This is a genomic window from Cupriavidus sp. HE11, from assembly GCF_056097175.1.
In genome coordinates, this window is sequence record NZ_CP184465.1 from 509,687 (window position 1) to 523,101 (window position 13,415).

Annotated in this window: 11 protein-coding genes; 3 read left to right on the forward strand and 8 right to left on the reverse strand. The window is 63.9% G+C overall.

The features are described 5' to 3' along the window. Positions 1-75: 75 nt before the first annotated feature. Positions 76-1,308: a formyl-CoA transferase gene (gene frc, locus ACOABP_RS19745; protein WP_474229683.1), complete on the reverse strand. Its 1,233-nt coding sequence runs from the start codon at positions 1,306-1,308 to the stop codon at positions 76-78. Positions 1,309-1,734: 426 nt separating this feature from the next. Here frc (ACOABP_RS19745) and sucC point away from each other — a divergent pair, with 426 nt between their 5' ends. Further along, on the forward strand, positions 1,735-2,946 hold the full coding sequence (gene sucC, locus ACOABP_RS19750) for an ADP-forming succinate--CoA ligase subunit beta (RefSeq protein ID WP_474229685.1): 1,212 nt from the start codon (positions 1,735-1,737) through the stop codon (positions 2,944-2,946). A gap of 1 nt (position 2,947) precedes the next feature. Beyond that, positions 2,948-3,820, forward strand: a complete 873-nt coding sequence (gene sucD, locus ACOABP_RS19755; protein ID WP_474229686.1) for a succinate--CoA ligase subunit alpha — start codon at positions 2,948-2,950, stop codon at positions 3,818-3,820. A 69-nt stretch (positions 3,821-3,889) separates the two neighbouring features. On the opposite strand, the gene ACOABP_RS19760 is transcribed toward sucD, so the two are convergent. From ACOABP_RS19760 to ACOABP_RS19790, 7 genes are all read right to left on the reverse strand, one after another. Further along, positions 3,890-4,327: a PAS domain-containing protein gene (locus ACOABP_RS19760; protein WP_066737470.1), complete on the reverse strand. Its 438-nt coding sequence runs from the start codon at positions 4,325-4,327 to the stop codon at positions 3,890-3,892. A 211-nt stretch (positions 4,328-4,538) separates the two neighbouring features. Beyond that, positions 4,539-5,789, reverse strand: coding sequence for a formyl-CoA transferase (frc, locus tag ACOABP_RS19765; RefSeq protein ID WP_066737381.1), 1,251 nt, complete (start codon positions 5,787-5,789; stop codon positions 4,539-4,541). Positions 5,790-5,837: 48 nt separating this feature from the next. Further along, entirely contained in the window at positions 5,838-7,571 is a 1,734-nt protein-coding gene (oxc, locus tag ACOABP_RS19770; RefSeq protein ID WP_474229688.1) for an oxalyl-CoA decarboxylase, read from the reverse strand. Between the two features lie 342 nt (positions 7,572-7,913). Next, on the reverse strand, positions 7,914-8,696 hold the full coding sequence (locus ACOABP_RS19775; RefSeq protein WP_474229690.1) for a fumarylacetoacetate hydrolase family protein: 783 nt from the start codon (positions 8,694-8,696) through the stop codon (positions 7,914-7,916). Positions 8,697-8,808: 112 nt separating this feature from the next. Beyond that, positions 8,809-10,056, reverse strand: a complete 1,248-nt coding sequence (gene frc / locus ACOABP_RS19780; RefSeq protein ID WP_474229692.1) for a formyl-CoA transferase — start codon at positions 10,054-10,056, stop codon at positions 8,809-8,811. A gap of 404 nt (positions 10,057-10,460) precedes the next feature. Continuing rightward, a complete protein-coding gene (locus ACOABP_RS19785) occupies positions 10,461-11,180 on the reverse strand; it encodes a GntR family transcriptional regulator (protein WP_066737389.1) in 720 nt (239 codons plus the stop codon). Positions 11,181-11,399: 219 nt separating this feature from the next. Further along, complete coding sequence (locus ACOABP_RS19790; RefSeq protein ID WP_474229693.1) at positions 11,400-12,416, reverse strand: 2-dehydropantoate 2-reductase; 1,017 nt, start codon at positions 12,414-12,416, stop codon at positions 11,400-11,402. 231 nt (positions 12,417-12,647) lie between these two features. Here ACOABP_RS19790 and ACOABP_RS19795 point away from each other — a divergent pair, with 231 nt between their 5' ends. After that, the gene (locus tag ACOABP_RS19795) at positions 12,648-13,409 is read left to right on the forward strand and encodes a TerC family protein (RefSeq protein WP_474229694.1); all 762 of its coding nucleotides are present in this window, start codon (positions 12,648-12,650) and stop codon (positions 13,407-13,409) included. The last annotated feature ends 6 nt before the right edge of the window (positions 13,410-13,415 follow it).

A 13,415-nucleotide genomic window follows, 5' to 3' on the forward strand; every position in this document is an offset into this window, starting at 1 on the left:
GCAGCCACCCCGCGTCGAATGACGCAGGCGGCGTGCGGACTGCTCTGGAGAAAATTCAGGAAGTGCTGCGCGGCGCTAGACCGCTCCGGCCGCCTTGAGCGCGGCAATCTGCGCCGGCGTGCGGCCCAGCCATTCGAGCACCTCGTCGGTGTGCTCGCCCAGCAGCGGCGAGCGCTCGACTTCCACCGGCGAATCGGACAGCATGATCGGGCACCCCAGCTGGACGTACTTGCCGCGCTGCGGGTGATCCAGCTCCACCAGGTAGCCGCGCTCGTACAGCGAGCCGTCCTCGATCAGGTCCTTCATCGAGAGGATCGGGCCGCACGGCACATCCTCGTCGTTCAGGGCCGCCATGACCTCGAACTTGGTCTTGGTCCTGGTCCATTTCTCGACCACGCCAAAGCACTCGCCCAGGATCTTCAGGCGGGCCTCCGGCGTGGCGAAATTCGGATGCGTGATCAGGTCTTCGCGCCCGCACAGGCGCATCAAGGGCTCCCAGCCCTGCGGCTGGATGATGACGTACACATAGTCGTTGGCCCCGCCCGGCGAGCAGCGCAGCGCGGCACCGGGCTGGCCGCCGCCCGACGCGTTGCCTGCGCGTGGCACGAAATCGCCGAACTCCTGGTTCGGATATTCCTTGAGCGGGCCGGCCGCGAGCCGCTGCTGGTCGCGCAGCTTCACGCGGCACAGGTTCAGCACGGCATCCTGCATGGCGACTTCCACGCGCTGGCCGCGGCCGGACTTCTCGCGATGCAGCAGTGCGGCCAGGATGCCCACCACGCAATGCACGCCGGTGCCCGAATCGCCGATCTGCGCGCCGGTCACGGTGGGCTCGCCGTCGTCGGCGCCCGTGGTACTGGCCGATCCGCCCATGCACTGGGCCACGTTCTCGTAGGCCTTGCAGTCGACATACGGGCCGGGGCCAAAGCCCTTGATCGAGGCGTAGATCAGGCGCGGGTTCAACGTCTGGAGGTGGTCCCAGTCGAAGCCGGCGCGGTCCAGCACGCCCGGTCCGAAGTTCTCGACCAGCACATCGCAGCGCTGCACCAGGTCTTCGAGCAAGGCCTTGCCCTCGGGCGTCTTCATATTGAGGGTCACGCTGCGCTTGTTCGAGTTCAGCATCGTGAAGTAGAGGCTGTCCGCGTTGGGCACATCGCGCAACTGGCCGCGCGTAATGTCGCCCCGGCCGGGCAGTTCTACCTTGATCACATCGGCACCCAGCCAGGCCATCAGTTGCGTGGCCGACGGGCCGGCCTGCACGTGGGTCATGTCCAGGATGCGGACTCCTTCCAGAGCCTTGTTGTTCATGGCGTTGTCTCCTTGAGTATTCTCGTGAAGGCAATGTCTATGCAGCCGGCCTGACTTGTTCGACCGGGATGCACCATTCGCGCCGTGCGGCGTCGACCTTGCTAAACACCGTATGTGATATATCACCACCAAACAAGAAGAAAATCGGCAGAACGCCAACTTTCGGTGCCGCGACGCACCAAACTGGCGCTTCCCTATCCGCGAAAACCCGCAACATAGAACGCTTTGCCATCAATCCCACGTGATTGATGCAGCCGGCTTGTCATCCCAGCACATTTCCTTGCAGCAGCATCACCAAAGCAATCTTCGATGCACTTTTTGCTTGATTTTGTTGATATATTACATACCATATTTTAGGCTGCGAAGAACTAGAACAAGCGGACACCGCCCTGCGCCGCCGTGGCGCTTTCCCATGCGAGGAGACACGTGGACATTCACGAACATCAGGCCAAGGAGTTGCTCAGGCGCTATGACGTGCCCGTACCGCAAGGCTGCGTAGCGTTTACGCCAGACGAGGCCACCCATGCCGCCCGCAAGGTGGGCGGCCCGGTCTGGGTAGTGAAATCGCAGATCCATGCAGGCGCACGCGGTGCCGGCCGCTTTGCCGACGACGATTCGGGCAAGGGCGGCGTACGCGTCGTGACGTCGATCGACGAGGTGCATGCCAATGCCCGGCAGATGCTGGGCAAGACGCTGGTGACGCGGCAGACCGGCCCGGCTGGCCGGGTGGTGCGGCGCCTCTATATCGAAAAGGCCTTCGACATCTCACGCGAACTCTATCTGGGCATCCTGATCGACCGCGCCACGTCGCGCGTCACCATCATGGTGTCCACCGAGGGCGGCATGGATATCGAGGAGATTGCCGCGCGCTCGCCCGAGAAGATCCTGAAGGTGGCGATCGATCCGGCCAGCGGCATCCAGCCGTTCCATGCACGCCGGCTGGCGTTCGGTCTCGGGCTGTCCGGCAAGCAAGTTGGCGCGGCGACGCGGTTCATCCTGTCCACCTATCGGGCGTTCATCGAACTCGATGCGTCGATCGTCGAGATCAATCCGCTGGTGGTCACCGACAGCGGCGACGTGATGGCGCTAGATGCCAAGTTCAGTTTCGACGACAACGCCCTCTTCCGTCATCCGGAGATCGAGGCCATGCGCGACGAGAGCGAGGAAGACCCGGCCGAGACCGAGGCCGCCCGCCACGGGCTGAGCTACGTGCGGCTGGACGGCAATATCGGCTGCCTGGTGAACGGCGCGGGCCTGGCCATGGCCACTATGGACATCATCAAGCGCTACGGTGCCGAGCCGGCCAACTTCCTGGATGTGGGCGGCGGCGCCACCAGCGAGCGCGTGGCGGCTGCCTTCCGGCTGATCCTGGCCGATCCCAAGGTGGAAGGCATCCTGGTGAACATCTTCGGCGGCATCATGCGCTGCGACGTGATCGCCGAAGGCGTGGTGGCGGCGGCACGCGAAGTGGACCTGACCGTGCCGCTGGTGGTGCGGCTGGAAGGCACCAATGTCGACCTAGGCAGGCAGATCCTGCGCGATTCGGGCCTGCCGATCAAATCCGCCAGTCATCTGGCCGATGCGGCCGAAAAGGTGGTGGCCGCCGTGCGCGCCACGCAGAAAAAAGGAGGCAACTGACATGGCTGTGCTGATCGACCAGAACACGCGCGTGATCTGCCAGGGCTTTACGGGTGCCCAAGGCACGTTCCATTCGGAACAGGCGCTGGCCTATGGCACAAAGATGGTCGGGGGCGTCACCCCCGGCAAGGGCGGCGAGTCGCACCTGGGCTTGCCTGTCTTCGACACCGTGGCCGCCGCGGCCGATGCGACCGGCGCCGACGCATCGGTCATCTACGTGCCGCCGCCATTTGCCGCCGATGCCATCCTCGAAGCGGTGGATGCCGGCATTGCGCTGATCGTCTGCATTACCGAAGGCATTCCCGTGATGGACATGGTGCGCGTCAAGCGTGCATTGACTGGCACCGGCAGCCGCCTGGTGGGGCCGAACTGCCCCGGCGTGATCTCGCCGGGCCAATGCAAGATCGGCATCATGCCGGGACACATCCATACGCCGGGCAGGATCGGCGTGGTGTCGCGCTCGGGCACGCTGACCTATGAGGCCGTGGCGCAGACCACGGCGGCCGGACTGGGGCAATCGACCTGCATCGGCATTGGCGGCGACCCTGTCAACGGTACCGACTTCATCGATTGCCTGGAGATGTTCCTGGCCGACGACCAGACCGAAGGCATCATCATGATCGGCGAGATCGGCGGGTCGGCGGAAGAAGACGCGGCGCGATTCCTGCGCGACGCACACGCGCGCAAACCCGTGGTGGGCTTTATCGCCGGCACCTCCGCGCCGCCGGGACGCCGCATGGGCCATGCCGGCGCGATCATCTCGGGCGGCACGGGCACGGCGGAGGCCAAGATCGAAGCCATGCGCGCGGCCGGCATCCAGGTGGCCGCTTCGCCGGCGGAGCTGGGCGCGACCATGGCCGCAGCCATGCGCTAGCGATCGCCAAAGCAAACGGGGCGCAATCAAGCGCCCCGCATCACGTCCCGCCTCGGCAAGCCAGTTGGGTCAGGCCGCGGCGCCCGCCTTGGCTTCCAGTTCCGTAATGCGCTTGCGCAGCGCCCGCTCTTCCTGGAAGCGCACGGTCTCGTCGCGGATCACCGCCACGATGCCGGTGACCTCCCCGCCTTCTCCGTGCAGCAGCGCCACGGTAAAGGCGATCGACATTGCATCGCCCTTCTTGTTGATCGCCGGCACCTTGAGCAAGTCATGGCCGTAGCGGGTCTGGCCCGTTGCCATGGTCTTGTCGTAGCCCTCCCAGTGGCGCGCACGCAGGCGCTCGGGAATGATCAGGTCCAGCGACTTGCCCAGCGCTTCTTCCTGGGTATAGCCGAACATGTACTCCGCGGCCGGGTTCCACAGCGTGATGGCCCCGTCGGGGCCGGAGATGATGACGGCGTCGCCGATGGCGGACACCAGCTGTTCGTAGTCGATTGCAGTCTGCATGGTCATTCCTGAGGAATGGGGATTGGCCCGGTTCAGCGCCCGGGGCCCAGGCTGTCATTGTGGCACTGTCGGCACCGGGAGCCCATTGGGTGGGCCCCTCGGGTCAGCCGGCAGCTGGTCATTCAGGTCAGGCGTCCAGACGAAAACGAAAAGGCGCCGGGGATGCGTGGTACGTCCTGTCCACGCATCCCCGGCAGCGCCGTTATCCGGCTCAGATCACCTGCGACTCGCGCAGGCGGGCGATCTCCTCGGCGTCGTAGCCCAGACCGGACAGCACTTCCTCGCTGTGCTCGCCCAGCAGCGGCGAACCCGTGATTTCCGGCTTCATGTCCGAGAACTTGATCGGGCTGCCCACGGTCAGGTACGTACCACGTTGCTTGTGCGGGACTTCCACGATCGAGCCGCTCTTGCGCAGCGATTCATCGGCCGCGATTTCCTTCATGGACAGCACCGGCGAGCACGGAATATCGAACTTGCGCAGGATATCCACCGCTTCGTACTTGGTCTTGTCGGCGAGCCACTCTTCGATGGTGTTGAAGATCTCGAAGATATGGGGCTGGCGGGCCTTGGCCGTGTTGTAGTTCGGATCGTTGATCCACTCTTCCCGGCCCAGTGCCTTGCAGATCGGCTCCCAGGCATGGCCCTGGACGGTGAAGTAGATATAGGCGTTGGGGTCGGTCTCCCAGCCCTTGCACTTCAGCACCCAGCCCGGCTGGCCACCACCGCCGGCGTTGCCGCCACGGGGCACCACGTCGCTGAACGTGCCGTGCGGGTACTGGGGATACTCTTCCAGATAGCCCAGGGCGTCCAGGCGCTGCTGGTCGCGCAGCTTCACGCGGCACAGGTTCAGCACGGCGTCCTGCATCGACACCGCCACCTTCTGGCCCTTGCCGGTCTGCTGGCGCCCGATGATCGCGGTCAGGATGCCGATTGCCAGGTGCATGCCGGTGTTCGAGTCACCCAGCGCAGCGGCCGACACGGTCGGCGGGCCGTCCCAGAAACCGGTGGTCGACGCGGCACCGCCGGCGCATTGCGCCACGTTCTCGTAGACCTTCAGGTCTTCGTAGTGGTGGCCGTCGCTGAAGCCCTTGACCGATGCCACGATCATCATCGGGTTCAGTTCGTTGATGCGCGCCCACGAGAAGCCCATGCGGTCCAGCGCACCCGGGCCGAAGTTCTCGACCAGCACGTCCGATTCGCGGATCAGCTGTTCCAGGATCTTCTTGCCTTCCGGCTTCTTGGTGTCCAGCGTCAGCGAGCGCTTGTTGCTGTTCAGCATCGTGAAGTACAACGCGTCGGCGTCGGGCTGGTCACGCAGCTGCGTGCGGGTCACGTCGCCGGAGCCGGGGCGCTCCACCTTGATGACGTCCGCACCGAACCATGCGAGAAGTTGCGTGCAGGCGGGGCCGGCCTGGACATGCGTGAAGTCGATGATCTTGATACCGCTCAGTGGTAAGTTCACGTTCGCTCTCCCGTTGGAATAGAGGGTGAAATTCAGGTGGTTGGCTATTTACTTGCTGGCCGAGCTTTGCGGATTCAGGTTGGTCAGGCGACCGCTTTCGGTACCGGCGGCCGGATCGATGACGGCGTTGATCAGCGTGGGCTTGCCCGACCGCAGCGCTTCGTTCACGGCCGATTCGAGTTCCGCCGGTGTGGTCACGTTGTGACCGACGCCGCCGAACGCTTCCATCATCTTGTCGTAGCGCGCACCCGGCACGAACATCGTGACCGCAGGGTCCTTGCCGCCGGTCGGGTTCTTGTCAATGCCCTTGTAGACGCCGTTGTTGTTGAAGACCACGATGCAGACCGGCAGGTCGTAGCGGCAGATCGTCTCGACTTCCATGCCCGAGAAACCGAATGCGCTGTCGCCGCATACCGCCAGTACCGGCTTGCTGGTTTCAACCGCCGCAGCCACCGCGTAGCCCATGCCCACGCCCATCACGCCCCAGGTACCTACGTCCAGGCGCTTGCGCGGCTCGTACATGTCGATCACGGCGCGGGCGTAGTCCAGCGTGTTGGCGCCTTCGTTGACAAACGAAATGCTCGGATTGGCCTTGACGACGTCCTTCAGCACGCGCAGCGCGCTGTGGAAGTTCATCGGCGACGTCTCCTTGGCCAGGGTCTCGGCCATCTTCGCCAGGTTCTTTTCCTTGCGTTCGTCCACCGCGTTCAGCCAGTCGGCGCCCGGCTTGGCGAAGTCGTTGCCGATCTTGCCCAGCAGTGCCGATACGCACGAACCGATATCACCTACCACCGGTGCGGCGATGGCGACGTTGCTGTCCATCTCGGTCGGCGAGATGTCGATCTGGATGAACTGCTTCGGCTTGCCCCAGGTCTTGCCCTTGCCGTGCGACAGCAGCCAGTTCAGGCGCGCGCCCACCAGCACCACGACGTCGGCTTCCGCCAGCACATACGACCGTGCGGCCGAGGCCGATTGCGGGTGCGTATCGGGCAGCAGGCCCTTGGCCATCGACATCGGCAGATACGGAATGCCGGTCTTCTCGACCAGCGCGCGGATATCGGCATCGGCGCGTGCGTAGGCGGCGCCCTTGCCCAGCAGGATCAGCGGACGCTTGGCGCCCTTCAGCAGCTCGACGGCGCGGTCAACCGAATCCGGTGCCGGCAGCTGGCGCGGGGCCGGGTCCACCACCTTGATCAGCGACTTGCGGCCCTTTTCGGCTTCCATCGACTGGGCCAGCAGCTTGGCCGGCAGGTCCAGGTACACACCGCCCGGGCGGCCCGATACGGCGGCGCGGATGGCGCGGGCCACACCGACACCGATGTCTTCGGCGTGCAGCACACGGAAGGCAGCCTTGGCGTGCGGGCGGGCGATGGCAAGCTGGTCCATCTCCTCGTAGTCACCCTGCTGCAGGTCGACGATCTCGCGCTCACTGGAGCCGCTGATCAGGATCATCGGGAAGCAGTTGGTGGTCGCGTTGGCCAGCGCCGTCAGCCCGTTCAGGAAGCCAGGCGCGGACACGGTCAGGCAAACCCCCGGCTTTTGTGTAAGGAAGCCGGCAATCGCGGCGGCGTTGCCTGCGTTCTGCTCATGACGGAAGCTGATGACGCGCATGCCGTTGGCCTGCGCCAGGCGGGCCAGATCGGTGACCGGAATGCCAGGCAGGCCGTAGATGTTTTCGATGCCGTTCAGCTTCAGCGCGTCGATGACCAGATGAAAACCATCGGTTTGTGCCTGCTGCTCTTCTGCAGCGTGACGCTGCAGTTCGTTTCCGACTTCTGCCATGGTTGCTTCCTTCTATGCAAATTGACGGGATTGGAATTTCTCTTCTTCAGGGTGTCCTTAGCGGTCGCGCTTGCGTTCCGCCTGGCTTCATCGGACAAATCGGCACGGTGTCTCCTCCGTTTCGATTCCCTGTATTCGATAACGCTGAAATACGGTATGTGATATATCAAAGATCGGCAAGAGATTTCCCACTATTTCGACGAACTTTCGTCGGTGCACTGCAGCATTTCGTGAAAATTAGACGCAAATAAGGGGAATTGCCGATCCCGAAACTGCATGCCCTGGCGTGTCTGGCTTATGCCAGGGCACCTACTACCCTTCGCGACTTGGAGCGAACCCGCCTCAGCCGCGCATATGGTTGACCAGCGAACCGATGCCGCGAATCGACACCTCCACCACCGAGCCGTCCTTCATTGACCCGACCCCGATCGAAGTGCCAACAGCGATCACGTCGCCCGGCATCAACGTCATGTCCTGCGACAAGCGGCTGACCTGCTCTTCTGGCGAAAAAACGATGTCGGACAGCGGATAGTTCTGGCGCTCGTTGCCATCCAGGCGCGTCACCACGCTGGCACTGCGCCAGTCAAAGCCGGACACGATGGCCGGACCGATACAACCGAACGTGTCGGACCCCTTGGCGCGCGTCCACTGCGGGAAGTTCGGATCGGCATTGAGTAGCTCGCCCGCCGTGACGTCATTGACGATGGTGTAGCCAAAGATGTGCGAGGCGGCGTCGCTCAACGGGACATTGCGGCATTCGCGGCCGATGACGATGCCGAGTTCGCCTTCATAGGCAATCTTGCCGGTATATCCGCTCGGGCGAAGGATGGCGTCGCCAGGGCCAGCCAGCGAACTGGCCGGCTTCAGCAGGAACAGCGGATGCACAGGCACGGTCTTTTCCAGCCGGGCCGCAAGGGCGTGAAAATTGTTCCATAGCGCCACGATCTTGCCGGGCTGGCACGGGGCCACCAGTTCCAGCGAGGCGTAGCTGTAGGTGTTGCCCGTGGGACGGGGATCGGTATAGCCAGGGCCATCGCATTCGATGACGCGATCGGCATCGCCATCGTCAAGGCGGCCGTAAGCGATGTCACCGTCAGGACGGCGGAAGCGAATCCAGGTTTGCACGGCAGAGTTCCTCCGGCAGGCGCGTCTTTGCAGCGCCTGCGCTCTCAGCAGACATTGGGGCCCCCTCCCAGGGGCCGTGGAGACAGCTAACAGGTGGCCGGGCGGCCTCGGGTCAGACCGCTCCCGCCACGCGCAGCGCCGCGATCTGTGCCGGCGAGCGTCCCAGCCATTCCAGGATCTCGTCGGTGTGCTCGCCCAGCAGCGGCGAACGCTCCACGCTCACCGGCGAGTCGGACAACGTGATCGGCGAGCCAAGCTGCACGTACTTGCCACGCGCCGGATGCTCCAGTTCCACCAGGTAGCCACGCTCGTACATCGACTTGTCTTCGATCAGGTCCTTCATCGACAGGATCGGGCCACACGGCACATCCACCTCGTTGAGCGCGTTCATCACCTCGAACTTGGTACGGCCCAGCGTCCATTGCTCGATGATGCCGAAGCAGGCGGTGAGCTTCTTCAGACGCACTTCCGGCGTGGCGAACTCCGGATCGGTGATCAGGTCTTCGCGGCGGCACAGGCGCATCAGCGGCTCCCAGCCCTGCGGCTGGATGATCACGTAGACGTAGTCGTTCGGGCCACCCGGCGCGCAGCGCAGCGCAGCACCGGGCTGGCCGCCGCCCGAGGCATTGCCGGCGCGCGGCACGTGGTCGTCGAACTGGTCGTTGGGGTACTCGCGCAGCGGGCCGGCATCCAGGCGCTGCTGGTCGCGCAGCTTCACGCGGCACAGGTTCAGCACGGCATCCTGCATGGCGACTTCCACGCGCTGGCCGCGGCCCGAATGCTCGCGCTGCAGCAGTGCGGCCAGGATGCCCACCACGCAGTGCACGCCGGTACCCGAATCGCCGATCTGCGCACCGGTCACCGTCGGCATGCCGGCGGCCTCGCCGGTCGTCGAAGCCGAACCGCCCATGCACTGCGCCACGTTCTCGTAGGCCTTGCAGTCCTGGTACGGGCCGGGACCGAAGCCCTTGATCGACGCATAGATCATGCGCGGATTCAGGTTCTGGATATGGTCCCAGTCAAACCCGGCGCGGGCCAGCACGCCCGGGCCGAAGTTCTCGATCAGCACGTCGCTCTGCTGGATCAGGTCCTCCAGCAGGGCCTTGCCTTCCGGCGTCTTCATATTGAGCGTCAGGCTGCGCTTGTTGCTGTTCAGCATGGTGAAGTACAGGCTGTCGGCGTTCGGCACGTCGCGCAGCTGGCTGCGCGTGATGTCACCGCGTCCGGGCATTTCAACCTTGATCACGTCGGCCCCCATCCAGGCCATCAGCTGCGTGGCCGAGGGGCCGGCCTGCACGTGAGTCATGTCCAGGATGCGAATACCGTCCAGGGCTTTGCGTTCGTTATGGGTGTCGGCCATGCTGCGTCTCCTGATGTGTGTTTTGCGCTGTTGACATACAGTATGTGGTATATCACGAAGACGCAAGGGGGTTTAAACCCGAATCCGGGAGGTTTCGATGATGCGTTGCAGCAAATGCGGATAGAGGCCGACAACGGCCGGCAGCCAGCGGGCTGATCAAGCGCGGGCTGTGACTGGTAAAGCGGTGAACATGACATCCTCGAACGGGATGCCGGGGCAGGAAAAACGGTCAGCCACCAGCAGTTGGTTGTGGCGGCAGGCAGGATTCGCAGTCTTCCGCCGCGCGGGCGCGCGGCGGGGCAAGTGGGCAGCAACGTGGAGCGACGTGGCGCTTGTCAGCATGGCACCGCCCTCGCCTCACCGATGGTGTCCTGGCAAAGGCGAGCGCACGTCGCGACCGGCCGTCAGTCCAGGAAATCGCAGTTCTTTTCCACGTACTCGGCCAGGTCCAGCGAATGCTGGCGCACCAGCCGCTCGGCCAGTTCCGTATCGCGCTTTTCCAGGGCTTCGATAATCCGCAGATGATCGACGATGGAGCGCGCCGCACGGTCGCTCTGCGAGATCGTCATTTTCCGAATCGCTCGCACATGGACAAAGATGTTCTTGATCTGGTCCATGATGACCTGCGACTTCGACAGCTGCACGATCGCCTGGTGGAACACGATATTGGCGTCGGAGTATTCCTCGATATGCTCGGCCGGCGTTGAATCGCGGAAGCTGTCGAACATATGGCGCAGCTTGCCGATTTCCTCGTCGGTGGCATTCTGCGTGGCCAGGCGCGCAGCCATGCTTTCCAGCGCGGCCCAGACCTGGATCATCTCGACGATTTCGCGCTTGGTCTTGCGGGTGATATAGATCCCGCGGCGCGGCACCGTGCGCAGGAACCCTTCCTGCTCCAGCAGTGTCATGGCTTCGCGGATTGGCGTGCGGCTTACACCCAGCGCTTCGGACAGTACGCGCTCATCAAGCCGGACTTCGTCGCGCGACTGGTAGATATCGGCGTCGGCAATGGCCTGGCGCAACATTGCGTACGCCTGGTCGCGCAGGCTGGCGCCGGCGTTGATCGGTTGCAGCGACAGGGACAGCCCTTGCGGCTGGACTTCAGGTTGGCTTTGGGCAGACATGAATGCACTCGTCAGTGGCCGGTGCCCCGGACGCCGGTCTGGCGTCCGGTGGCACGCGTCCCGTGAACGTCATGGCACCAGTTTGGCATGGTGCCATGCGTTCCGCTCATCAATCTGGCACGTTTCCGCACCAGACGGCGAGGCAAGGGACGAATCCGGCCTTTCGTATATGGTATATCACAATGACGGCACTGCCGAAGGTCATTGCCCTCGTTTCGATCAGGCGGCCTTGGCCACCTTTACCGGCTCGGCATTGGCTGCAAGCGCCGCCTGGGCCATGCGGTCGCGCTGCTTGATCAGGCCCAGCACCGCATCGATCATCGGCGTGGGCTGCCCGATCATCCGGCCCATTTCCTGAACCACGGTCAGCAGCGGATCGATCTCCATGGCCCTGCCCGCCTCCAGATCCTGCAGCATCGACGTCTTGTGCGCCCCAACCGCGCCCGCGCCATCGATGCGCCGTTCCACATCCACCCGGAAATGAACGCCGAAGCGCTCGGCGATGTCCTTGGCTTCGAGCATCATCTGCTTCGACAACGCACGCGTGGCCGGGTCGGACGTGATGATGTCCAGCGTGCCATGTGTCAGCGCGCTGATAGGGTTGAAGCAGAGATTGCCCCACAGCTTGAGCCAGATCTCGTCACGGATGTTGTCGCGCACCGGCGCGTCCAGGTCGGCCTTTGCCATCATCTCCGCCAGGCGGGTCACGCGCTCGGAACGGGTGCCGTCCGGCTCGCCAATCGGAAATTTCTTGCCATAGACGTGCTTGATGACGCCGGGCGACACGATTTCGGCCGCCGGATACAGCACGCAGCCAATGGCGCGGTCCGGCCCCAGGCCCTGCCATTGCTTGCCGCCCGGGTCCACGCTTTCCAGGGTCCGACCGGCGAATTCACCGCCATGCTTGTGGAAATACCAGTAGGGAATGCCGTTGACGCCGGTCACCACGGCCGTGTCGGGCCCCAGCAGCGGCTGCATCAGGTCCACCACGCCTGGCACCTGGTGCGCCTTCAAAGTGATGAATACGTAATCTTGCGGACCCAGTTCGCGCGGGTCGCTGGTGCAACGAACCTTGGCGACGCGCTCCTCGCCCTCGATCTGCAGGCGCACGCCGTTGGCCTGCATGGCCGCCAGATGGGGCCCCCGCGCGATAAAGCTGACATCGGCGCCCGCCAACGCCAGCTGGGCGCCCATGTAGCCGCCAATGGCTCCCGCTCCGTAGATACAGATCTTCATCGGTTGTCTCCTGATGGTTGTGATAGTGATGCGTAAAATTCTTTGGTATATCACATACTATATTTCACAATCGCCATTCGACAACCTCGTTCTTTCACTCAGTGGTGCAGAACACGCTGTACCGGTATCGCCGCGTGCAGGGTGTGTACTACCATGTCTACCGTTGTCCGCTTGCGGGCCGCCTTTCCGCTTCCCGGCCCTCTTCCACCGTCACGGAGATCTGGAGTCCGCATGGAAACACTGCTCGCACTGGCACGCGACCCGTCGGCCTGGGCCGCTTTGGCTACCCTGGTTGCCATGGAAATCGTGCTGGGCATCGACAACCTCATCTTTATTTCCATCCTGACCAACAAGCTCCCCGAGGAGAACCGGGAAAAGGCGCGCCGCATCGGTATTGGCCTGGCCCTGATCCTGCGGCTGGGGCTGCTTGCCACCATCGCCGTGATCGTGGCGCTGACCGAACCGGTCTTCACGATATTCGGCAAGGGCATTTCCTGGCGGGACATCATCCTGATCGCCGGTGGTGCCTTCCTGGTCTGGAAAGCCACGCGCGAAATCCACGAGCACGTGGCGCCCGAGGCCGAACACGAGGACGAATCGGCCGCCGCCCGCCCCGTGCCCGGCTTCGCTGCAGCCATCGGCCAGATCCTGGTGCTGGACCTCGTGTTCTCGATCGACAGCATCATTACAGCAGTGGGCATGACAGATCACATTCCAATCATGTTCGTGGCCGTGATCGCCGCGGTGACCGTGATGCTGGTGGCCGCCACGCCGCTTGCCAACTTCATCAATCGCAACCCGACCATCGTGATGCTCGCGCTGGCCTTCCTGATCATGATCGGCATGACGCTGATCGCCGACGGGCTGGGTCACCATGTACCCAAGGGTTATATCTATACGGCGATGGCGTTCTCCACGGCCGTGGAGGGACTGAACATGCTCGCCCGGCGCCGGCGTGCGAAGGCTGGCGGCAAGGCTGTCGCACACGACTGACGGCGA